Origin of the sequence: Bacillus cereus group sp. RP43 (assembly GCF_040459645.1) — a bacterium.
GTDB lineage: Bacteria > Bacillota > Bacilli > Bacillales > Bacillaceae_G > Bacillus_A > Bacillus_A mycoides_C.
The window spans coordinates 2,021,685-2,042,658 of sequence record NZ_JARVHQ010000001.1 but is presented as its reverse complement, the minus strand read 5'-3'; the positions used below and the strand labels follow the sequence as shown (position 1 = coordinate 2,042,658).

Sequence of the window (20,974 nt, the reverse complement as noted above, 5' to 3'; positions counted from 1 at the left end):
AAAAGCCCTAAAAAGGGCTTTATGAAATAATTAGTAATAGCCTTTATTTCCTTGCAGCTTTTACTACAAATGATACAATAAGAATTAACACAATTGCCCCTAATAATGCTGGCACGACATGAATCCCACCAAATGATGGCCCAAAAGATCCAAATAATCTACTACCTAACCAAGCTCCTAGTAAACCAGCAATTATATTTCCAAACATACCAGCTGGAAAATTTTTACCCGTTATAGAACTAGCAATTATACCTATAATAGCACCAACTATTAATGTGATAATCCATCCCATCTTTAGTCCTCCATTTCTATTATAGTTTGTATGATCAAATACAAGAGTAGCTAAACTCTTATATAAGATTACGTATTTATCAACGCTGACCATATTCTACTATAAAAATATACCTACGAATAATATATGTATGGAGATACATTTATTATATGCAAAAAAGAAAAACATTGTCAAACTTACCCATAAACCAATTATATTAATATATCATATTCAAAGGAGGAGTTATAATCTATGATTCATATATTACTTCCCACTTCCTATGAAGTAGCAACATCTATTTTAAAAGTTCAAATTCCAGCTTATAAAATTGAAGCAGCTTTTTTAAACAGTACTGCAATCCCTCGTTTATATGATACTGTAAACGATATTCGAAATTGTGACGAAACATTCTATGGATATTTTTCTGAAAATAAACTCGTCGGCTTTATTTCTTTTATGCAAGAAGAACAGCTAATCGATATCCACAGATTAGTTGTATCGCCCGATTTTTTCAAACAAGGAATCGCAACGAAATTGCTACTTTATATATTTAACATGTTTCCTTCTTCAATGACATACATTGTACAAACAGGTAAAGCGAATACCCCTGCTATTGCATTATATAAAAAACATGGATTCATTGAAGTAGCAGATACAACACTTCCTGATGGTATGGTTCTTACACAACTTAAAAAATCAGAAAACACAAAATAATTTGACTTAGTTATCTCTTTATGTTATTTTTTACTTTATAAAACCTTTTGCTGAATCCAAATTTTGGAGCGGGGGAACCATTTTTGTAGCAATGCTACTTGGGGCGAATCTTTTTTAAGTAGGGAAACTCTCACTTCCCGAGTCCGACAGCTAACCTCGTAAGCGTAATGGGAGAGGAAGGTGCTTTTTGCCTATGTTACACAGTATGCCTCCTTAACTATAAAATGTGGAATCGATATCATTTTAGAGACCTATATTTATAGAAAAGGAGAGATGTATTATGTTACGTTTATCTGATCACGCAATAAAAATGATGGAGCAAAGACTTCGACTCGAACAACATCGCACATATCAAGCAAATAAGGTTGTAGATAACTTACATCACAAATACTTCTTTCAGCATATTTTCCAGCCAAAAAGATAAGTACTGACCTTTAACAAAATACAGCGTACACTTTTTCGGTGTACGCTGTATTTTTCATTTTCTCGCCTTAATAATAAAAGTAGTCGGCACCATTCTAGCCTTATATAAAGAATAGTACTTCGTAGACGGCTCTGCTACTTCTCCATCAAATATACAAGCTGGTTCAGGCTCTTCTATTCTCTCAATTATAAATCCAGCTCTATTTAACTCATTTATATATGTACTCATTTTTCTCTTATATAATGTCGCTTGTACTTCTTCCCCTTTAAATGTTTCAAACGTAATAGGAGTTTCCTCATGATAAGACGAACTTAAAACAATCTCCTCTGTTCCATACATTAAATTTGAATATACCGGATGCTCCCAGCTAAAAATAAAGCTTCCTCCTGGTTTTACATATGAATATATAAGTTCCAATGTTTTTCTTAAATTAGAAGTCCATCCTAATGCATAGATGGAGTATACAATATCAAAATGTTCTTCTGGAATATTTAGCTCCTCTTCCATCGCACCACATATTAACTTTGGATTCCAATCTTTTAGCGTTTCATTTGCTGTTTCAATTTGTGTCTCTGAAAGATCGAGCCCCCACAACTCTTTCGCACCAAGCTCCGCCATATATTCCAAAGAATGTCCACTACCACATCCGATATCTAGAACCGTTTTATTCTCAATTAAATCAAACAAATGAATTTCATCTTCTGATGCCGTATACGGTCCATATTTAGGTAAACAATCTATTTGAAAAAAATGAGGTGCTACTACGTCCCAACACTTTTTATTCACTTGTAACATTTTTGTTTGTTCCATACTTTGCATTCCCCCTTCGTTCTCTTCCACCAGTACTTTTTATACGTGATGGCCTCATTTTCCTTTTAGATTGATGATATTCGCTAACAAAAAAAGAGTAGCTTCTCAGCTACTCCCTTTTTTCTTACGATGCATGATCATCTTTCTTCTTCTTCAACAACGCTCTCTTCTTCATCGCCTTCGTTAAATATCCGCCTTTAAACGAACGGATTTCATACGAAGACATAAACGCTTTCGGTGCAATTTCATTAATAATTTCTAAAAGTTCTTTCTCTCTAGAGCGCTTTGCAACGATATCTAAGCGATAACGTATAGAATTAATTCCTTCACCTTCAAATACTGTAACGCCAAATCCACAGTGACGTAATTCATCTACTAATTCATTACAACGGTCTAGTAAACTAACTTGATACGTAATATATCCAATTGCTAATTTATTCTCTATATAACCGCCTAATAATAGTCCCGCACTAAAGCCGATGACATAGGCAACGATGTTCATCCAATTTGATAAATCTTGAAACACAATCCCTAAACTGACAATGTAAATAGCTCCTTCTAACAATCCTACACCAGCAGCGGATCTTGTTTGATTCTTTACAAGCAAAATCGTTCGGATTGTTAGTACTGGAACATATATAATTTGAAGCACAAAAATTAGTAACGCTTGTAACATTGGTATCCACCTCTTTCAAAAAGTCTTTTGTCATGATAACATACATAAGCTTTAGAAATCGATGGGTTTTTAAATTTTTTAAAATTATTTTTCGTACTATTGAAAAACCGAAAAAAGAAGCGTATTATATTTGTCGTTAATTTGATTCCTGTCATTCACTCGCTTAAATAAAAAAGGAACCCCATTAGGCCCCTTTTATCATAGTTCTATGTTTTTAGAAGCCTTTTCTCTTTGCTTCTCTTCTTCTTTCACTAACTGCATATTTGCATAAGCTAAATTCGCAATCATTAAAAAGTGACCACCTAAAATACCTGTACCAAATGCCCACATTTCCATTTCATGCTCAATTTCATACATAATGATAGCCCCTAAAATTGCAGCTGCAAATCGGTTTAAAACCCCTAATCCAGGAGCCTTTTCTTTCAATACGATACTTCTTCCTAGTTTCTCCACTCTACGAGCTAATAACCAAAGACAGTATGCACTTACAGCTAATCCAATACCGAACCCTGTCACTTGTTTTCCAAACGGAGTAATCGTCCACATAAGTAGTAAACCACTAAAGATCGCATACAATTGTAATCGATATACACGTAAGGCTACTTGAATCAAAATATCCGCTCCTAATTCCTCATTTTTTATACTTTAGAAGAAAAGCAGCAACTTACACAGTTGCTGCTTTCTCTTGTTCTTGTTCGTAATCCATTTTTTGAATTTCAACACGTTTAATTTGATAAGCATCTTTTTCTAACACTTTAAATTCATAACCTTCTGCTTCAACGTATTGTCCTTCTTCTATTTCATGATTTTGCATCATAATCCATCCACCGATTGTATCCACATCGTCTTCTTCAATGTGTAATCCAAACAAATCTTTTACTTCTGATATAAGCACTTTTCCATCAACAATTTTATGATAATCGTTCACATGTTGAATTGGCGGTGCTTCATCTTCATCATATTCATCACGAATTTCGCCGACGATTTCCTCCAATATATCTTCCAGCGTTACAATTCCAGCTGTTCCTCCGTACTCATCATATAAAACAGCCATTGGAATTCGCTTCTTCTGCATTTGCAGTAATAAATCATGAATTGGAGTTGTTTCCATAACTTCAATAATCGGACGCATATACGTGCGAATCGATGATAAATCTTCTTGATCGTTGTTCATATATCGAATAAAGAAATCTTTTACATTGACCATACCGATAATATCATCTTTATCTTCCCCAAAAATTGGATAACGTGTATATCGTTCATTTTGGATTACTTTCATGTGTTCTTCTACTGAATCTTCAAGATAGAAACCAACGATTTCCGTACGCGGTACCATGATTTCTTTCGCAATGCGATTATCAAATTCAAAGATATTATTTACATACTTGTATTCAGCTTGATTAATTTCGCCACTTTCATAGCTATCTGAAAGAATAAGACGTAATTCTTCTTCTGTATGAGCTACTTCATGTTCAGAAGCTGGTTTCAAACCGAATAAACCAGTTATAACACGAGCTGAACCGTTCAATACCCAAATAAATGGATACATGATTTTATAGAACATCATTAACGGAGTTGCCAATAACAACGTTACTTTTTCAGCCTTTTGAATTGCCAGCGTTTTCGGAGCTAATTCCCCTACTACAACGTGTAAATATGTCATTAGCATAAAAGCAAGACCAAAAGTTAATACTGATGAGATAGAAGGATTTATGTTCCATTTCTCAAATAACGGGTGTAATAACTTTTCGATTGTCGGTTCACCTAACCAACCTAATCCCATAGCTGTAACTGTAATACCTAATTGACAAGCAGATAAATATTCATCTAAATTTGTTGTTACCTTTTTCGCTGCTAAAGCACCGCGTTTCCCTTCCGCAACAAGCTGATCAATACGACTTGAACGTACTTTTACAATCGCAAACTCTGCTGCTACGAAAAATCCAGTAAATGCGATTAAAATCGCAACCATGACTAAATTAAATATTTCCAATGAATCCCCTTAGTTAAAAAACTAAGGTGTCCACCTCCTGTATACTATAATGTTTTCTTATTTGTTCGTTAGAAAACATAGCCCGATACAAAAATTAAAGAGGTCGGATTTCACTTATTCTATAATAATAGAGCAAGTGTCTGTATTAAAGCTGTCGTTTGACCAGATAAAGATTTCGATATTTTTTCACGTTGTGAATCAGTCAATTCATCTAAAAGCGGCTTTAACTCCGTTAACTCTGCTTCCAATCGATGAATATGGTCTGTCACTTCATTCACTTGTTTCGAAACGTGTTCATTGATACCGAGCAGCTTCTTCTTCTCCTCGATTTTCTCTTTAATCTCACAAAGCGGCATATGCATTTCTTTGCACTTCTCAATAAATTGTAATGTCTCAAATGCTGTTTCGTCGTAATAGCGATAATTAGATTGAGATCGCTCCGCTTTTAAGATACCTAGATTCGTATAATAATCAATCGTTCGTTTCGACACGTGAGCCATGAGAGCCAACTGTCCGATTCGATACACCTTCCCAACGATCTTCCCCCCCTTGATTATATTACTACTATCATACAATACATAAACTGTACAGTCAAACGTGACGGTTTGTTATACACAATTTCATAACACTCTGCAATAATCAGAAAATTAAGTTATAATGTCATTATGAAAGAAGAAAGGAGACTGTACTCATGTACTACAACACTTCATTCGAAAACGATCAACCTGTAGGCCGTCTATAATCTAAGACGGGCATTCATATAACAAGTGCGCCACGCCTCGTCTTAGGGAATAAATCATAACCCTAAAAATAGACGGAGGTCATTCAAATGAAACAAACAATTTTAGGAGCTATATGTTTATCACTAACAGCAAGTATTTGGGGCGGTATGTACGTCGTTAGTAAATACGTACTCGACTTTATCCCGCCACTTACACTCGTTTGGCTACGATTTATTATCGCTTTTGTTGTTTTATATGTGATTTTGAAAACAACTGAAAAAAAGCAAAAGAAAAAAGTAACCATACACAAAAAAGATTGGCTATTATTCGCTTGGATTGGATTCATCGGGTATTTCATTTCGATTACATGTCAATTTATCGGAACAAAATTATCCGATGCTCATACAGGCTCCTTAGTGACATCAGCTACACCTGCATTTATGGTTATATTTGCAGCGCTCATTTTAAAAGAGAAACTAACTGCTCGTAGACTTTTATCAACTATAATAGCGACAATCGGTGTCATTATCGTTATCGGATGGGATATTGAAATTGGCTCCCATTTTATCGGTACAATCATTTTAGTTGGAGCTGCTATTACGTGGGCTTTACTGTCCATTTATGTGAAAATCGCTTCCGCTCGATTTTCATCTTTAATTATTACAACGTACGCAATATTCTTTTCACTCTTTTTCATTACACCTTTTATGATATGGGAATTCCAATCAAGTCCTATTGAACATATAAACATGTACGTATTATTAGGCGTGCTCTATTTAGGAATCGTCTCAACCGCAGGTGCATTTTTTCTTTGGAATAAAGGATTAGAATTAATGGATGCTAGCATCGGTTCATTATTTTTCTTCTTCCAACCTATCGTCGGTTCAATACTTGGCTGGCTCCTATTAAATGAGACATTAAGCAGTAACTTTTTCATTGGTGGTATCCTTATTATATGCAGTGTTATAATTACTACTTTTGAAAAGCAAAAATAGTATAAAAAACAGGCAGAGACTTAGTCTCTGCCTGTTCGTATAAATATCCAAACTATTTCACTCCATACTCTTTACGCAGTCCAATGAGCTGGACGAGACAACACTTTCGGTAATTTCGTATGTTTGTCCCCTTTCGCCGCGTTAATTTGAACTTGCGTAAGAAAAATACTATTTGTAAAATCTGTCCCGCGAATGTCTGCATCTCGCAAATCTGCTCCGATGAGATCCGCTCCTCGTAAGTTTGCACTATTTAGGTTAGCTGCAATTAAATATGCCCCTCTTAAATTTGCTCCTTGTAAATCTTTCTTTTTAAGGTTAGCTCCCATAAGGTCTGCTCCGCGGTGACTGATTCGTTTTTTACGTGCAACATTCATTTCCTTCCATACTAATTCACTCGTCTCTAAAAGGAGAATGTTCACTTCTGCACGGTGTAATGGCACATTTACTTCCATTAACTCATCTGGACTTAAATTAGAAAGACGCTCAGTCTCTTCAATTACTTCCTTCAGCTCTTTATGAATTGTCTGCGTCGCCTTTAATAGAATAGCCTCATTCAAATACCAAAGCATTTCATGAAGCTGATGCATAACCGGAAAAGCATCATACATTTCTCTCGCATGCTCGGCATCTTTCCGCCAATCAATTCCTTTAAACGTAACTTGAGAAATCTTTTGTCCAGCACCGAAACATTCAAATACGGTACAACCTTTATACCCTTTTCCTCTAAGATCTCTATGTATACTACATTTATAATCTGATTGTAAATTTGTACAAGGTTTACCACCATCTTTATTCACCGCAAAATCTACTGACGCTGCGAACGGTAATGCTACACAGCATAAACCAAAACATTTTTCACAATCTGCTTTTAAACTATTGTGATTTACATCCTCTTCTACATGAAAATAATCGATATTATTAGTCAAAATATATACCCCCTGCTCCCTTTCAACTATTCCATAATAATCCAACTATAGTGAATTATCAAATTTAAAATAAACGGTTATATTTCATTTCAAACAACAACATAATCCTTTTATTTCTTTTCAATTAAAAAAGACTTTTACTACAATATTAATTATAATTAAATTAAGAACTTTCAAATAACAAGGGGGGATTACGATGGCATTAGAAATGAAAACAAACTGTCAAATTTGCGACCATTCCCTTCAGCCTGATTCTGAAGCATACATATGCGTGTATGAATGTACATTTTGTGCACCATGTACAGAGGAAAGACAAAATGTTTGCCCAAATTGCGGCGGAGAGTTAGTACGTAGGCCGAAAAAGAAATAATAAAAAGGCAAAAACGAACATGAATATGTTCATTTTTGCCTTTTTATTTAACCTTTAAAATCACTTCTATTATTGATTTAAATGATTTTTAACTGCTCTTATAACCAATTCATGATCTACTTCTGGTGGTAATCCTGAGACTGTTATCATCCCAATAACTCCTACGTTTTTTATTTGGATAGGAAAGCATCCACCAAACGCAGCATATTCCGAGCCATCTAAACGGTATTTTTCATGATATGGAACTCCGCTTATTTCACTTTCTATCTGCATATAATACGAGCTATGATTATGCAGGGAAACGACCCGTTTTTTACGCTCAATCCATTTCGTATTTTCCTCAGTTGTCCCTGTCATCTTAAAATGAAATAATTGCACACCATTTTTTGCTATATCAACAGCAATCAATTTCCCCTCTCGCTTTGCTGTTTCAACGATAAATAAACCTAATTGCAAGGCATCTTCATTTGTAAAAGAGGAAAATTGAAGTGTTTCCTCCTCTATTAATATTTGTTTACTTATTTCACTCAAATTTGAAGTACTCATATCTTTAACCTCCCTAATTGTCTTATACCACATTGGCACTTTTTAGAATTACCAGACTCTATAGTACCGTAACTCTTGTTTGCTTCTTAATGGTGCTATTATGAATTATATTTAACACTTTAAAAATGTATGTTCTTTAAAGTGCTATAGGTACTAAACATTTAGTACAGGAATCGTCTACTTCTGTGATTAATTAAAATATATTAAGTTGGTTGCATTTTTGCAGTGCTACAATGCTCTTGCGAAAAGATACTATATTTTACTTATGGTGAATACAAAAAAAAAGCAAAGCGCCCACGCTTTGCTTCCTACAAAATCCCTTTTAACTTTTCACAAATTAACTTCGCTAAATATTCATAACCTTGTGGTCCGAAGTGTAAACCGTCTTTTTCATCGTCTTCTACAAATCTCTTATAATCCTTTTCTTGAATCATTTCAGCATACAAATTTAGAAAATGACTACCCGTTTCTTTCGCCACTGCCTCAACCACGTCTGCATATTGGCCGAGTACTTCATTCGTTCTATTATGTTGCCTTGCTTCATCAACTGGTGCAGGACTAATAAGTAATACTTTTTCTGATGAAATCGCGCTTACAATCTTCTCTAAGTTTTCTTTGTACGATTGTAACGGCACTGGATCAATTAACACCGAATCATTCGTACCAAGAAAAACTGTTACAAAGTCTGGTTTATGTGATAATACATCATCTTCAATCCTATTTAACGCATCGAACGTATTATCACCGGGAACACCCGCATTAACCACTTTCCAAGTCGGAAACAACACTTGTAACCTTGGCGTTAATCTCGGCGTTCCATCAAAAAATGTTTCATCAGCTGTAATACTATCACCAAAGCATACTAACGTTTTCATTAATCTAGCACTCCTTTTACGTATGAAACAACTTTCCTTCTATCGCTTTCACATATCTTTCCGCAGAACGTTCAACTGCCTCATTTGCATTTTCTTTTACTACTCGGTGAAAAGCATTATATAGACGATTAAAATGTAACGGCCTCACTCGATTCGCCATTTCCTCAACCTTTCTCACGGGTAATGGAATTAAGTTCGGATAGCTATACATGAAGCTCACCCACTGCTGATCCGCTACAACTTGAATAATATCACCTGTTAATAAAATACCTTTCCCATCATTTCCTTCTTCCCAGTGTAATACAGAACCACCACTAAAATGTCCTCCGAGACGATGAACAGTAATTCCATCCGATAATTGTAAAGACTCACCAGACCAATAAATAATACGACTACTTGGACGCATCACCCACTCTTTATCGTCTTCATGTATATAAATTGGTACATCAAATGTTTCTGCCCATTCTACTTGCGTTGAATAATAATGCGGATGGGATAGTGCAATCGCATCTAATCCGCCCCACTCTTTTATCTTCTCAATTGTCGTTTCATCTAAATAAGTAATACAATCCCATAGTAAACGATATGACTCTGTTTTTACTACAAATGCCGTTTGACCGATCGCAAATTCTGGTTTTGTCGTAATACTATAAAGCCCATTTTCTTCTTCTATAATTTCATTTTTATGCGTATCACTCGTTTGTAAGTTTTCTAAAGTTGTCCATGACTGCCCTTTCGGATTAATATATTGTCTCTCCTCATCACAAATAATACAACTTACCAGTTCTTCCACACTCGCTGCATACTGAACTCCACACGTTGTACAAACGAATTTGTTCATAATTATTCCCCTATCCCTTTAATTTTTTATTAAGCCGATATTTGTTGATCGTTTTCTGCTTTTTTATTTTCAAGTGATAAGCTTATAAGAGTAACAAAGTAGACAACTGTAACCGCCATAGGAATTACAATAAATCCTTTTTCTGCAAAAAGAATCCCACACACTGACGTTACTAATACAGTTCCTACTGATAAAAAACCATAACTTTTACTTTCATAAATCCATACATATGGTAAAAAATGAACACCTATTAACATCGCTACTACAAAAGGTAACCACTCCGGAAATTGAAAATATGCAAGTAATACAAACGGAATATTCAATACATTTATCCCACCAATTACTCCAGCTAAAGTCCCTAGCGGATTTCCTTTCGCAAACATGTCAATTTTTAATATAGCAGCTATCATTAAGCCGAAAGGAAACACACAGCCCATACCAATTAAATATACCCACACAACTTGCTTTTCTGAAAGAAAAACACCAGTTATGCTCGCTACAATCCAAAATAAAAGACCAGCTATTATAACAGGAAATCCCTTCTTCGTTTTTTGTGCTAAATCTCTTTTTGCTTCTGAAATGTTCATTTCTATATCTCCCCCAAAATATAAGTGCTATAATGTCGTCTTATTTTCGCTATCGAACATAATCTCATTCATCCAATAACGCCAAGCTACTAAGTAATCTTCTAAATCTTTTGGGTGGTGTCTTATACACGTATCTATACGCAAATATAAACCTATGACTATTTCCTCATATAAACCTCGTTCTTTTTTATGAAATATACATGGTTTTATCGCATAACCAATCACTTCTTTTGTTAAATCTTCCAGAGTTGAACAGAACGCATAAATTAAATCATATAGAGGATCCCCTAACACTGGTAAAGGATCTATCACGCCATATAACTTATTTTCTTGAAATATAAAGTTATGGAATCCGCAATCACCATGTAATAAAAATGGCTTATCTATCCCAGACCCCTACTCGGACTACTTACTAACTTAAGAACACGTCTATACTCTTCATCACTTATGTACAGTTTTACATTTTCATGCGCTTCCATCACATCTGTCATTAAAAATTCAGTCCAAGTTTGAACCGGACTTCCTTTCCATCCCCAGCTATCTGCCTCTGGAACTATTTCATACTTATTGATAACTTCTTTTACAAGTGTACTAAGCATAATCCGTTTATATCCATGTTCGCACGAAGTACTCCCTTCAAGGAAAGAATACACAATATATCTATTTAAAGGCTCCATATACAACAGCTTCGAAAATAAAGTATTCCCCTCATAAAAAGAAAGAAAATTCGCTTCTTCACGTATTACTTCCGATTCATTCGACTTCACAACATATCTTCCATCCAACAAATATACAGTACTTATCGTTCCTCCACTCAACACTTTCATGCTATTTGGATAATGCGAAATAACCTTCTCATTAACTAGTTGTTCAGCGATTACTGAAATGTCCATTCACTCACCCTTATATCTGAAGATTCCTTCAATTTAAGAGACAACTTTACTATTATTTGACAAATCAATGAAAAATCCCTTCCAATATCTTAATATAACAGAAATTAATTTTCATTTTATCAAAACGGCTTCCTTCAAGATTTCATCATATAATCCATTCCATTTATAATGATACGCTGCACTCTCTTCTACTCTAACAAACATCCTTTTATCGGATTCATACTCACCGTCAAACTTATGCACCTCATTAATCTCCATCCGGTAGAACGGCTGATACCCTACTTTTGGATACGGACTATTTTCATTCCAATTTGGATTATCACTATGGTCAACGATAATATAACCAAATAAAGTACATTCTCCTTTTACATAACCTTCTTCCCACGCTTCTCTTTTAAAACATTCTTCTGGTAGTTCCCCTTCTTCTATATGCCCACCAGGAAAGTCCCAACCACGCTGCTCATGGTCTATTAGTAAAACCTTATTATTTTGAAAACAAAAACCGTGAACACTCGTGATTCTTTCGTATTCTGGCAATATACAATCTTTTTTCCACGTTAATCTCACTTTTGATTCCCCATAATTTGCGTATATAGTTACCATTTCCCTCACTCCAAATGATCTTCATTTAATCTAGTAATTTCTATTGAATTATCTCTTTCTTTTAACTTACGAGCCAAACTTTCTACACCAAACACTTCTGTAAATGTGTGACTACCTACAATTAAATTTATCCTTTTAAATTTTGCATGTTGCACCGTATATAATGTTTTTTCTCCTGTTATGTACGTATCACAACCTTTTTCTAGTGCACGCTCAATAAGGTTTGTATTGTTCCCTGCACCCGTTAAAATCGCAATCCGTTTCACTGGTCTGTCATGATTTTTCCAGCTCTTCACTTTCTCTTCCATTCTCTCTTCAAGTTTTTCAACTAAGTTTGAAAAGGGAATCGCTTCTTTATATTCTCCTATTCCCGGTAGCTCTTCTTCCTCATACGTGGAATATTCCAGTATTGTATGTATCTCAATTTCATTAAACAACGACGTACACGTGCCAAACTTTACAAAATCTAACGGTAAATGAATCCAAAAATGATTCATTTCATATTCTTTTAATTTCCCAATACAAGCCTCTTCCATACCGAATAAAAAACTCCACGGCGCATGATGTGTAAGTATCATATCAACCCCATTTTGATATGCTTCTTCAATTGTTTCTAGCGTCAAATTTGTCGTGTAACCTATTTTGTGAAATTCCTCTTTACTAATGTGAGTGAAGCCATACTCGTCATCACCGTATTTATTAAGATGCTCTTCAAAAAGAGATGTAATATGTTCTTTAAACTGCGTTATATTCATTTTCATTTATCCTTTCTTCTACTTTTATATTTCAAAAATAAGGAAATACTATTTAACGACGTTACATACATATAGGAGGACAATATGAAACCTGAATTTTTAAAGGCTATACATGAAGCGATCGGAAATGTTGAACATATTCATATAGAAGAAAGTGGCGCAGATAGTTTACTCATCCATCATGATGATGCACAGCAATTAAAACAAGTTGCTGAAACGTTAGAACATAACAATTTCCGCTCTACTATTAGAACAGCTGGGGATGCTTCGTATATTGAAGTGTTGAACAGATAAGGAAGCCGGCTATACGACCGGCTTTTCTCTTTTAAATTAAAACTTCAAACTCCTTCACATACACCGCTGTTCCCGCAATATCTATTTGTAACTTCTCATTTTCTACATCTTTCGTTACATAAACCGTTACACGACCATCTTTATTTATTTCCTGTCCTTGCTCAACGATTAACTCCAGTTCATGGTCAAAATCTTTCTCCAAATACGTCGCATAATACGCTCCCATTACACCTGAAGCTGTTCCTGTCACTGGATCTTCAATCGTTCCAGAATAAGGTGATGAAAAATGACGACCGTGCATTTGCACCTGTTCATCATAAGTTTCTAGACAAACTGGATGGATAGAAGCCTTAGGTATTTCTTTTAATACCGATGGAAACGCCTCATTTTTAGGTTTCATTCTTTCACATGCATCTAGATTTTTAATCGGTATAATTACAGTCCAGTTCCCCGTACTTCCATATACAATTGGTACACTTGCATCTAAATCAGTTACTTCTAACCCGATACTATGAGCTAATTCTTCTTTTGAACCTGCAAAATCTTTAAACTGAGGTGCTGCCTGCCTCATTTTAATAAAGGTTTCTCTATTTTCATTTGCACCTATTTGTATCGGTAAAATCCCTGCCTTCGTTTCAATCGTAAGGTTTGTTTTTTCTTCTAATAAACCTCTTTCACGCAAGGCATATATAGTGCCAACTGTCCCATGACCACATAAATCCATTTCAAACCCTGGTGTAAAATAGCGCATTCTTATATCTGCTACTTCTGAAGAAAGAACGAAAGATGTTTCGTTAAATCCAACTTTTTCAGCAATACGCTGCATGTCCTCTTCCGTTAATCCATCCGCCTCTATTACAACACCTGCTGGATTTCCCATATTTGGTTTATTCGTAAATGCGTCGTAATGAAATACGTTTATAGTCTTCATTTTTCATCCCCTTATTTGTTCGTTTCATTATTTTTATAATAAATAAGAAAATCTGCCCACTTACCATTCCCCATAGAAAATGCCTCTCTCGTACATTCAAATGAAAAACCAGCTCTTTCTGCAAGACGAACGGATGGCTCATTATCGATATGTATATGTAATTCAATTCTATGAAATTGAAGGCTATTAAAAAATAACGGCAGCGCAGCTATTACACTTTCTACTCCGTATCCATTTTTCCAATATTGATTATGAATAGAGTAGCCCATCATCGCCCATTGATAGTCCATACGTAAAATTTTTATAAGTTCTAGCTTACCAATATTAGCGCCATCTTCTTTCTGAAAAATACCTAGAACGTACATTTCATCCCGTCGTGCCGCCTCATCAAATCCTCTTATCCATTCCGTGAACCATTCTTTTGTTGAAGACGACATGTCATGATAGCCATCATCGTATTTATATTGAGATGGTAACCTCTTATTGAATCCATCTAGCCAACTTTCATAATCCTCTTTTTGAAATGGACGGATAATAAGTCTCTCTGTCTCTACTTGTAATAGTGGCAGCTTCATTTATATCTCTTCCTTTAATTATTGATTGAATATTCTTTATTATCTTACACAAAATACAAATTCTAGTAAATTATTATGTTTTTTTATAAACAAAAATCCAGTTATGATTTGTACATAACTGGATTTTTCATCGTTTGATAACTTTTTTATTTTACAAGAACAACTTCCCTTAATTTCCTCTTCAACACTTTCCCTAAAGCGTTTTTCGGTAAGTCATCCATAAATACAACTTCTGGTATTTTATAATTTGCTAGTTTTTCTTTACAATGCTGAATAATTCCTTCTTCTGTTAATAATGTTTGAATGTCTTTTACAATGTAAGCTGTTGGAATCTCTCCCCAAAAATCATTTGGAACTCCAACTACTGCAACTTCTAAAACACCGTTTATTTCATGAATAACATCTTCTACTTGATCTGGATATACGTTGTCACCACCGCGTACGATAACGTCTTTATATCTTCCCATAATATGTAGGAATCCATCGTCATCTATCATGCCAGCATCACCCATGTTAAACCAATTATCTTTTAGTACCTTCTTTGTCGCCATTTCATTATTCCAATATCCTTTAAACATGTACGGACTTCTTACGTGAATCTCTCCAACTTCATTTGTTGTTAGTTCATCACCTGTTTCTGGATGAACAATTTTTAACTCAACATGCTTAAGTGTTTTCCCTACAGAAGACATTTTTTCTTTTCCCATATTTGGATGCCAAGAAGTTACTACCCAACCTTCTGTACTACCATAACCTTGCACCATATATATTCCTTTTTCCATATATTTTTGAATGAGTGTTTCTGGCACTTTTGTACCACCACTTTGTGCTACTTTAAAGGTCGAAATATTGCGCTCTTTATTATCTAATTCATCAAACATATAACTATAAACAGCTGGGAATGCAAGCATCGTAGTAATTTTCTCTTCTTCAATCTTATCCCAAATAAGAGTAGGATTCGAATCAGCTAAGAAGACCATCGTAACGCCATGATAAATACAATTTAAAATAGAAAGCACGCCACTCATATGAAACAATGGATGTGCTGATAAAAAGCGTTCACCTGCTGGAATTTCTCTTTGACCTGCAATCTCGGTAAAATAATGATGTAAGTTTTTATGACCAATCACACATGCTTTTGCCTGTCCAGTCGTTCCAGAAGTAAATAAGAAAATAGCATCATCGTCTTCATGAACTGCCACGTTCGGTTCTGTTATTAATTGTTCTTTTAGTTTTAATTCAAAAGAATCGAAACCTTCTTTTGTTGTTTTAATTACATTAGGAATTTCTTTAACTACATCAATCTTTAATATAACTTCACTAAATTCATCATCAATAACTAATACTTTTAATTTCGCTTCTTTTACAATCGATTCTAATTCATAAGCAGTAAGCTGATGATTAAGCGGAATAAATACCGCTCCAATTTTTAAACTTGCCATCATAACGCTTGGAAACGGATGATTATTTTTGCATAAGATCCCTATGCGATCCCCTTTTTGTACACCACTATGTAACAAGTAATGTGCAAGCTGATTTACTCGTTCATTATATTGTTGAAACGAATACCTTTTCTCTCCCCCAACAAGCGCTTCCAAATTTGGTGATTGCATTGCTCTTTTTGGTAATAATTGTCGCATCGTTCTCAAGTAAAACTCCCCTTTATATATGTTAGGTTTTTATTTTACCAGATTAACTATTAATTTACTAAAGATTACACTTAGTGAATATAAAATAAATAAAAAATAGCCATCTACTTATCAAGTAAATGGCTATTTTTCCTTATATACTAGAATACTTCTTATTCATAACATATTGCACATACTCAGGTGCACTTTTATTAATCTCTTCATCACTGATTTCATATTCTGCTCCATATAAATAAAATGATGGTATAAATTCCATTCCTGTATATAAGCTTGTAGCATGGAATGGTTTCGTTAATTCATCCATTGTAATTCCGCTATTTTTATAGTCTTTTTCTAACCCACCTATAGAAATAGCTACACCAAATTCTTTCCCCTTCACTTTATCCCCTTTTGATCCGTAGGCAAATCCATATGTTAATACATCATCGAACCATTTTTTTAATAATGGTGGTGAGCTATACCAGTAGAGTGGAAATTGAAATATATATCGGTCGTGCTCTACTAACAGCTTTTGTTCTTCTTCAATATTAAACTCCCAATTCGGTGCCACTTTATATAATTCATGCACCGTTATTTCATCTGGATATTTCTCAAGTTCTTCTACCCATCTTTTATTAATTCGAGACTTCTCAATATCAGGATGTGCTACAATTACAAGTGTTTTCATATATTTTCTTCCCCCTTATAAATAATTCAAACGCTTTAGTATTAGTATGAATGAGTTACATATAATTGAAAAGTACGTACTTTCAGGTACTATAGGAACCTTAAAGTACCTGTGGAGGTGTTATATGAATCAAAATGATGATTGCCCAATCGCAACGACACTCGAAGTAATCGGCGGAAAATGGAAAGTTCATATTTTATGTGTTTTGGCGGATGGAAAAATGCGAACAAATGAAATAAAACGAGAAATTCCAAACATTACACAAAAAGTTCTCACACAACAACTTCGGCAACTTGAGGCTGATGGGATTATCCATCGTACTGTATATCAAGAAGTACCACCAAAGGTTGAGTATACAATAAGCGAACATGGAAAATCTTTAATGCAAATTATGGATGAACTATTTGAATGGGGAAAAGATCATCAGATCAAAAGATTAAATGACTAAAATAACCCTACCAACTTTGTTAAATGCTCTACGTTTATATTTAGCAATCTAGATATCCCTTATGAGCTTACATACTAGTGGGAACGTCATATCACTATCAAGCTAACAAAAAGACCCCTAAGAAGAAAATCTTCATTTTTGTGGTACGTTAAAACCTTGGCTTGATAGTGATGCGGCAAATCCCAAACACAGAAATGGATTAGACAAATTAAAAACAACACTGCATACGACTAATGTTAATAAGAAAATTACATATATTTACAAATATAATTCATATGTAGAAGTCTTAAAAAATTATAGCCACAGAATTGCTTTCTTATCCTCATCTTGCTGTTGAATTCAAGAAAGTCAGCATTTAAAACAAACTTAATAATATCGCTTTTGTACGATTGTCCGTTACTTCATAATAAATTTCTAATCCTTTCCGAGTACCTGTAATGATTTTAACCGCTCTTAGTTTAGATAAATGTTGACTAATTGTACTTTGAGGCATTTGTAATTTTTCATACATTGTCGTTACATTAGTAGGGCCTTTTGTAATCATTATTTCTACTAAGGATAAACGGACAGGATGCGCCAATACCTTTAATACTTCAGTAACCTCTTCATACATTTCTTTGTTTTCTTTCATATTTCTTTCTCCCCTTTTATATAAATATTAATGATATCCATATATATAATTCGACAATATATATGATTTTATGTCCGTCATTTAAAAAATTTAAATATTAAAAATCCCTTCAGTTTGAAACTAGAGGGATTTATTAACATAAAACGAATTCCCATATTCTATAGATTCTTCTTTCCATTCCCTTGATGTTGTGTAGCAGAAATGTTTTTGTCCTCATTTTTCAGCCCGTTATTTTCGTTTATATTTCCTTGCTGGTGTCCATTATTCCCTTGAGACTCTCTACCATTGTTCTCTTGCTGATGCCCATTTTTTCCTTGCTGAGGCCCTCTACCGTTGTTCTCTTGCTGATGTCCATTACTTCCTTGCTGAGGCCCTCTACCATTGTTCTCTTGTTGATGTCCATTTTTTCCTTGCTGAGGCCCTCTACCGTTGTTCTCTTGCTGATGTCCATTACTTCCTTGCTGAGATCCTCTACCGTTATTCTCTTGCTGGTGTCCATTTTTTCCTTGCTGAGATCCCCTACCGTTATTCTCTTGCTGATGTCCATTTTTTCCTTGCTGAGGTCCTCTACCTTTATTCTCTTGCTGATGTCCATTGTTTTCTTGCTGAGACCCTCTACCGTTATTTTCGTGTCCATTATTTTCTTTTATTTGCTTCGGTTGCTGTTCCTTGGATTGCTTTTGTTCTATATACTCTTGCTTCTCGTATCTTTCTTCTTTTACAGGAGACGAATCCGATGATACATCAGGAGATGACTTTGGTTGTGAATGTATCTCCTCATCGCGCTCCTCTTGATTAGACGGCAGTGCAGGTGGAGTAAGCGATTTCTGCTTATCATTCTCTTGCTTTATATAAACACCTGTGCCAACTCCTGCTTTCATGGCATTCTCACGCATTTGTATCGTACTGCTTTGATATACGACTGAAACATGTTTTGTCTCATACTCTTTCTTTAATTCTTGCATAGCCTTTTCCAACTGTGGTTCTAGCGACTTTTCCTTTGTAACAGCCGTTAGCATAACTTGCTTATCATTCGTTAAGTACTTATCCTCTTGACTCTGCTTTATAATAGTACGTATTACGTCTTGCAAGTGTTTATTTTCCCATCGTTTCATTTCTTTTAAAATACGCCTTCCATCATCATTACAAGCTCGCAAATCTATAACACGAAGATCCTTTGTTACGCTCACCTCTAAACTTGGATTTATATCCACCGAGACATAAGCAAATACTTTTTCTTCCGGTTGGTTGTAGAAAAACAGCAACACACATAGAAAACAAGTAACAAGTAATGATGCAGGCTTTAAGAAAGAAGGGATTGAAAAACGCGGTGCTCTTTGCTCTTGTTCGTTAAACGAGATTTCCTCTCCAATCATGTAAGAGTCTACTTTTCTTTTAAACGTAATAAACTCTCCATTTGGAGTTAAAACAACTACGCTATGTTTTTTTATATCCATCACAATTCCCTTATTCATCATGCTTCTCCCCTCTTATATAATCAAGAATATATGTATAGTTGTTTGCAAAGATAATACACATCGCAATAATGTATTTTCTATGTCGCTCCAACGTTTTACGACTTACCCTAACACGTGGTTCAATATGTTTAAGGGGTAACTTTTTCTTTCGGAACAGCTCTTCCATCATTTTCTCGTCTTTTATAATAATCTTTACAATTTCTATTAAGTGCTCACGCGTATCACGATGCTTAGGAGATTCTTTAGCAAGCTCTGAAAATGTGATTTTAAACTCAGCTAGTACACTTTGAAAATGAAGAATTTCCTCCTTACGGTTACTATTTTCCATCTCTTTCATATACTCCGTAAGCGACACTTGCATTTCTAACATTTCCTCTTGCTTATCTTCTTTTAAAAAGACAAGGTTATGTTTAGACTCCTTGCGTATATAGTCAATTACATCTCTTTTTATAAGAAGATCAGCAAACGCTAGAAAAGATTTTCCTTTTTTATATGAATACTGTTCAATTGCTTCGTTAAACGCAAACAATCCAATACTATATTCATCATCCTGTTCCGTAATATATCGGCGGCAGACAGACGATATTGATTTTCTAATAAAAGGTTGATACTGTACGATAAAAGCTTCCTTATCTTCTGCGTTGTTTTGTATGTTAAATACGATATCTTCTATTTTCGTTTTTTTTAAGATCTTCATTACTAAACTCAACACTAGTAATCTCCCTGCCTCCTTCTGTTTTAAATAGCAAAATGGTCACTAAATAAGTGACCATTCAAGCACATTTTCTTAGTACTTTTATTTGGACTTGTCTTCTTGCTGTTGCTCATATTTTTCGAGGCCGACTTTTTTTAGCGTTTTCTTGATAATTGTTCTTTTCTGTTCGTGCTAGAGTTAAGTCTGCATTTTAATCTACTCTCTTATTTTCTTTCGCAATATCGTCCGCTTATTTTTCTTGCTCTTTGTCTATTTTAGCTACAATCTTTGAATAACTCTTCTATATATTGTTGGTAATTTCAGCCTTTTCTTTCGATTTCCCCACTTAATCTAGTAAATTTACTAATACTTCAATGTTGTTTCCACTATGTACTTTTACTTTCATTGCTTCTTTTTCTTCCATTTTCTTTCTTCTACTTATATATATTCGAAGGAATAAAAAATTTTATGGGGGTCAAAAAAATATTTTTTATAAATAGATAAACAATTTATTTATAAAATAAAAACCATCAATTTGAAAAAAGATTAATCAAATTGATGGTTTTCTTGTAATATTTATTATTTTTTTATAACTAAGTTTAATCA

26 protein-coding genes, 1 pseudogene and 1 riboswitch are annotated in these 20,974 nt (G+C 34.5%); of the genes and pseudogenes, 6 read left to right on the top strand and 21 right to left on the bottom strand.

Annotated elements, in window-relative coordinates; genetic code table 11:
* Nucleotides 1-43: 43 nt before the first annotated feature.
* Nucleotides 44-292 carry a GlsB/YeaQ/YmgE family stress response membrane protein gene (locus QCI75_RS10715; RefSeq protein ID WP_002033357.1) on the bottom strand — a complete coding sequence of 83 codons (249 nt, stop codon included), beginning with the start codon at nt 290-292 and terminating at the stop codon, nt 44-46.
* 231 nt (nt 293-523) lie between these two features.
* On the opposite strand from QCI75_RS10715, the gene QCI75_RS10710 reads away from it, so the two are divergent.
* Nucleotides 524-985 carry a GNAT family N-acetyltransferase gene (locus tag QCI75_RS10710; RefSeq protein WP_144506647.1) on the top strand — a complete coding sequence of 154 codons (462 nt, stop codon included), beginning with the start codon at nt 524-526 and terminating at the stop codon, nt 983-985.
* A gap of 38 nt (nt 986-1,023) precedes the next feature.
* Nucleotides 1,024-1,166, top strand: a riboswitch (cyclic di-AMP (ydaO/yuaA leader).
* 99 nt (nt 1,167-1,265) lie between these two features.
* A complete protein-coding gene (locus QCI75_RS10705; protein ID WP_000945246.1) occupies nt 1,266-1,409 on the top strand; it encodes a hypothetical protein in 144 nt (47 codons plus the stop codon).
* Between the two features lie 54 nt (nt 1,410-1,463).
* Here QCI75_RS10705 and QCI75_RS10700 read toward each other — a convergent pair whose 3' ends face one another.
* The 5 genes from QCI75_RS10700 to QCI75_RS10680 all read right to left on the bottom strand — a co-directional run bounded on the left by QCI75_RS10700 (nt 1,464) and on the right by QCI75_RS10680 (nt 5,415).
* Nucleotides 1,464-2,219 (bottom strand): class I SAM-dependent methyltransferase, encoded by a 756-nt coding sequence (locus tag QCI75_RS10700; RefSeq protein WP_353760427.1) that lies wholly within the window; start codon nt 2,217-2,219, stop codon nt 1,464-1,466.
* A 124-nt stretch (nt 2,220-2,343) separates the two neighbouring features.
* Nucleotides 2,344-2,895, bottom strand: coding sequence for a DUF2179 domain-containing protein (locus tag QCI75_RS10695; protein ID WP_000938448.1), 552 nt, complete (start codon nt 2,893-2,895; stop codon nt 2,344-2,346).
* A gap of 198 nt (nt 2,896-3,093) precedes the next feature.
* On the bottom strand, nt 3,094-3,507 hold the full coding sequence (locus QCI75_RS10690; RefSeq protein ID WP_144506649.1) for an ATP synthase subunit I: 414 nt from the start codon (nt 3,505-3,507) through the stop codon (nt 3,094-3,096).
* Between the two features lie 52 nt (nt 3,508-3,559).
* Complete coding sequence (locus QCI75_RS10685) at nt 3,560-4,888, bottom strand: hemolysin family protein (protein WP_144506650.1); 1,329 nt, start codon at nt 4,886-4,888, stop codon at nt 3,560-3,562.
* A gap of 119 nt (nt 4,889-5,007) precedes the next feature.
* Nucleotides 5,008-5,415: a MerR family transcriptional regulator gene (locus QCI75_RS10680; protein ID WP_025149265.1), complete on the bottom strand. Its 408-nt coding sequence runs from the start codon at nt 5,413-5,415 to the stop codon at nt 5,008-5,010.
* A 302-nt stretch (nt 5,416-5,717) separates the two neighbouring features.
* Here QCI75_RS10680 and QCI75_RS10675 point away from each other — a divergent pair, with 302 nt between their 5' ends.
* On the top strand, nt 5,718-6,605 hold the full coding sequence (locus QCI75_RS10675; RefSeq protein ID WP_144506651.1) for a DMT family transporter: 888 nt from the start codon (nt 5,718-5,720) through the stop codon (nt 6,603-6,605).
* Between the two features lie 71 nt (nt 6,606-6,676).
* Here the strand turns inward: QCI75_RS10675 and QCI75_RS10670 are convergent, their stop codons facing one another.
* Nucleotides 6,677-7,531 carry a pentapeptide repeat-containing protein gene (locus tag QCI75_RS10670; RefSeq protein WP_353760426.1) on the bottom strand — a complete coding sequence of 285 codons (855 nt, stop codon included), beginning with the start codon at nt 7,529-7,531 and terminating at the stop codon, nt 6,677-6,679.
* 196 nt (nt 7,532-7,727) lie between these two features.
* Between QCI75_RS10670 and QCI75_RS10665 the strand changes: the two genes are divergently transcribed.
* Complete coding sequence (locus QCI75_RS10665) at nt 7,728-7,901, top strand: DUF1272 domain-containing protein (RefSeq protein ID WP_001162783.1); 174 nt, start codon at nt 7,728-7,730, stop codon at nt 7,899-7,901.
* A gap of 69 nt (nt 7,902-7,970) precedes the next feature.
* On the opposite strand, the gene QCI75_RS10660 is transcribed toward QCI75_RS10665, so the two are convergent.
* The 7 genes and pseudogenes from QCI75_RS10660 to QCI75_RS10630 form a co-directional block, all read right to left on the bottom strand.
* Nucleotides 7,971-8,447 (bottom strand): heme-degrading domain-containing protein, encoded by a 477-nt coding sequence (locus tag QCI75_RS10660; RefSeq protein WP_002199830.1) that lies wholly within the window; start codon nt 8,445-8,447, stop codon nt 7,971-7,973.
* 308 nt (nt 8,448-8,755) lie between these two features.
* Entirely contained in the window at nt 8,756-9,322 is a 567-nt protein-coding gene (locus tag QCI75_RS10655) for an SGNH/GDSL hydrolase family protein (protein WP_144508774.1), read from the bottom strand.
* Between the two features lie 16 nt (nt 9,323-9,338).
* Nucleotides 9,339-10,163, bottom strand: a complete 825-nt coding sequence (locus tag QCI75_RS10650) for an MBL fold metallo-hydrolase (RefSeq protein ID WP_353760425.1) — start codon at nt 10,161-10,163, stop codon at nt 9,339-9,341.
* Nucleotides 10,164-10,192: 29 nt separating this feature from the next.
* Nucleotides 10,193-10,750 carry a DUF7010 family protein gene (locus tag QCI75_RS10645; protein ID WP_144508776.1) on the bottom strand — a complete coding sequence of 186 codons (558 nt, stop codon included), beginning with the start codon at nt 10,748-10,750 and terminating at the stop codon, nt 10,193-10,195.
* A gap of 27 nt (nt 10,751-10,777) precedes the next feature.
* Nucleotides 10,778-11,643, bottom strand: a pseudogene (locus tag QCI75_RS10640) (aminoglycoside phosphotransferase family protein).
* Nucleotides 11,644-11,754: 111 nt separating this feature from the next.
* Entirely contained in the window at nt 11,755-12,246 is a 492-nt protein-coding gene (locus tag QCI75_RS10635; protein ID WP_144508778.1) for an NUDIX hydrolase, read from the bottom strand.
* 5 nt (nt 12,247-12,251) lie between these two features.
* Complete coding sequence (locus QCI75_RS10630) at nt 12,252-13,001, bottom strand: Nif3-like dinuclear metal center hexameric protein (RefSeq protein WP_353761515.1); 750 nt, start codon at nt 12,999-13,001, stop codon at nt 12,252-12,254.
* A gap of 84 nt (nt 13,002-13,085) precedes the next feature.
* Between QCI75_RS10630 and QCI75_RS10625 the strand changes: the two genes are divergently transcribed.
* Entirely contained in the window at nt 13,086-13,295 is a 210-nt protein-coding gene (locus tag QCI75_RS10625; RefSeq protein WP_002066340.1) for a hypothetical protein, read from the top strand.
* Nucleotides 13,296-13,326: 31 nt separating this feature from the next.
* Here the strand turns inward: QCI75_RS10625 and QCI75_RS10620 are convergent, their stop codons facing one another.
* The 4 genes from QCI75_RS10620 to QCI75_RS10605 all read right to left on the bottom strand — a co-directional run bounded on the left by QCI75_RS10620 (nt 13,327) and on the right by QCI75_RS10605 (nt 17,117).
* On the bottom strand, nt 13,327-14,226 hold the full coding sequence (locus QCI75_RS10620; RefSeq protein ID WP_353760424.1) for a PhzF family phenazine biosynthesis protein: 900 nt from the start codon (nt 14,224-14,226) through the stop codon (nt 13,327-13,329).
* A gap of 11 nt (nt 14,227-14,237) precedes the next feature.
* Nucleotides 14,238-14,801, bottom strand: a complete 564-nt coding sequence (locus QCI75_RS10615) for a GNAT family N-acetyltransferase (RefSeq protein ID WP_353760423.1) — start codon at nt 14,799-14,801, stop codon at nt 14,238-14,240.
* Between the two features lie 146 nt (nt 14,802-14,947).
* Nucleotides 14,948-16,450, bottom strand: a complete 1,503-nt coding sequence (locus QCI75_RS10610; protein ID WP_144508899.1) for a class I adenylate-forming enzyme family protein — start codon at nt 16,448-16,450, stop codon at nt 14,948-14,950.
* 133 nt (nt 16,451-16,583) lie between these two features.
* Complete coding sequence (locus tag QCI75_RS10605) at nt 16,584-17,117, bottom strand: NAD(P)H-dependent oxidoreductase (RefSeq protein ID WP_144508900.1); 534 nt, start codon at nt 17,115-17,117, stop codon at nt 16,584-16,586.
* Between the two features lie 124 nt (nt 17,118-17,241).
* Between QCI75_RS10605 and QCI75_RS10600 the strand changes: the two genes are divergently transcribed.
* Entirely contained in the window at nt 17,242-17,565 is a 324-nt protein-coding gene (locus tag QCI75_RS10600) for a winged helix-turn-helix transcriptional regulator (protein ID WP_144508901.1), read from the top strand.
* Nucleotides 17,566-17,920: 355 nt separating this feature from the next.
* Here QCI75_RS10600 and QCI75_RS10595 read toward each other — a convergent pair whose 3' ends face one another.
* From QCI75_RS10595 to sigI, 3 genes are all read right to left on the bottom strand, one after another.
* The gene (locus QCI75_RS10595; protein WP_144508837.1) at nt 17,921-18,196 is read right to left on the bottom strand and encodes an ArsR/SmtB family transcription factor; all 276 of its coding nucleotides are present in this window, start codon (nt 18,194-18,196) and stop codon (nt 17,921-17,923) included.
* A 158-nt stretch (nt 18,197-18,354) separates the two neighbouring features.
* Nucleotides 18,355-19,671: an anti-sigma-I factor RsgI family protein gene (locus QCI75_RS10590; protein ID WP_353760422.1), complete on the bottom strand. Its 1,317-nt coding sequence runs from the start codon at nt 19,669-19,671 to the stop codon at nt 18,355-18,357.
* On the bottom strand, nt 19,664-20,386 hold the full coding sequence (gene sigI / locus QCI75_RS10585) for an RNA polymerase sigma factor SigI (RefSeq protein ID WP_144508835.1): 723 nt from the start codon (nt 20,384-20,386) through the stop codon (nt 19,664-19,666). Before sigI ends, QCI75_RS10590 begins: the two co-directional genes overlap by 8 nt.
* Nucleotides 20,387-20,974 lie beyond the last annotated feature (588 nt).

Excerpts from the sequence above, each read along its gene's own strand:
- QCI75_RS10600 (WP_144508901.1), top strand. The coding sequence starts at position 17,242 with ATGAATCAAAATGATGATTGCCCAATCGCAACGACACTCGAAGTAATC.
- QCI75_RS10590 (WP_353760422.1), bottom strand. The coding sequence starts at position 19,671 with ATGAATAAGGGAATTGTGATGGATATAAAAAAACATAGCGTAGTTGTT.
- QCI75_RS10660 (WP_002199830.1), bottom strand. The coding sequence starts at position 8,447 with ATGAGTACTTCAAATTTGAGTGAAATAAGTAAACAAATATTAATAGAG.
- QCI75_RS10675 (WP_144506651.1), top strand. The coding sequence starts at position 5,718 with ATGAAACAAACAATTTTAGGAGCTATATGTTTATCACTAACAGCAAGT.
- QCI75_RS10650 (WP_353760425.1), bottom strand. The coding sequence starts at position 10,163 with ATGAACAAATTCGTTTGTACAACGTGTGGAGTTCAGTATGCAGCGAGT.
- QCI75_RS10705 (WP_000945246.1), top strand. The coding sequence starts at position 1,266 with ATGTTACGTTTATCTGATCACGCAATAAAAATGATGGAGCAAAGACTT.
- QCI75_RS10635 (WP_144508778.1), bottom strand. The coding sequence starts at position 12,246 with ATGGTAACTATATACGCAAATTATGGGGAATCAAAAGTGAGATTAACG.
- QCI75_RS10655 (WP_144508774.1), bottom strand. The coding sequence starts at position 9,322 with ATGAAAACGTTAGTATGCTTTGGTGATAGTATTACAGCTGATGAAACA.
- QCI75_RS10710 (WP_144506647.1), top strand. The coding sequence starts at position 524 with ATGATTCATATATTACTTCCCACTTCCTATGAAGTAGCAACATCTATT.
- QCI75_RS10615 (WP_353760423.1), bottom strand. The coding sequence starts at position 14,801 with ATGAAGCTGCCACTATTACAAGTAGAGACAGAGAGACTTATTATCCGT.
- QCI75_RS10645 (WP_144508776.1), bottom strand. The coding sequence starts at position 10,750 with ATGAACATTTCAGAAGCAAAAAGAGATTTAGCACAAAAAACGAAGAAG.
- QCI75_RS10630 (WP_353761515.1), bottom strand. The coding sequence starts at position 13,001 with ATGAATATAACGCAGTTTAAAGAACATATTACATCTCTTTTTGAAGAG.
- QCI75_RS10715 (WP_002033357.1), bottom strand. The coding sequence starts at position 292 with ATGGGATGGATTATCACATTAATAGTTGGTGCTATTATAGGTATAATT.
- QCI75_RS10595 (WP_144508837.1), bottom strand. The coding sequence starts at position 18,196 with ATGAAAGAAAACAAAGAAATGTATGAAGAGGTTACTGAAGTATTAAAG.
- QCI75_RS10605 (WP_144508900.1), bottom strand. The coding sequence starts at position 17,117 with ATGAAAACACTTGTAATTGTAGCACATCCTGATATTGAGAAGTCTCGA.
- QCI75_RS10625 (WP_002066340.1), top strand. The coding sequence starts at position 13,086 with ATGAAACCTGAATTTTTAAAGGCTATACATGAAGCGATCGGAAATGTT.
- QCI75_RS10620 (WP_353760424.1), bottom strand. The coding sequence starts at position 14,226 with ATGAAGACTATAAACGTATTTCATTACGACGCATTTACGAATAAACCA.
- QCI75_RS10665 (WP_001162783.1), top strand. The coding sequence starts at position 7,728 with ATGGCATTAGAAATGAAAACAAACTGTCAAATTTGCGACCATTCCCTT.
- QCI75_RS10695 (WP_000938448.1), bottom strand. The coding sequence starts at position 2,895 with ATGTTACAAGCGTTACTAATTTTTGTGCTTCAAATTATATATGTTCCA.
- QCI75_RS10700 (WP_353760427.1), bottom strand. The coding sequence starts at position 2,219 with ATGGAACAAACAAAAATGTTACAAGTGAATAAAAAGTGTTGGGACGTA.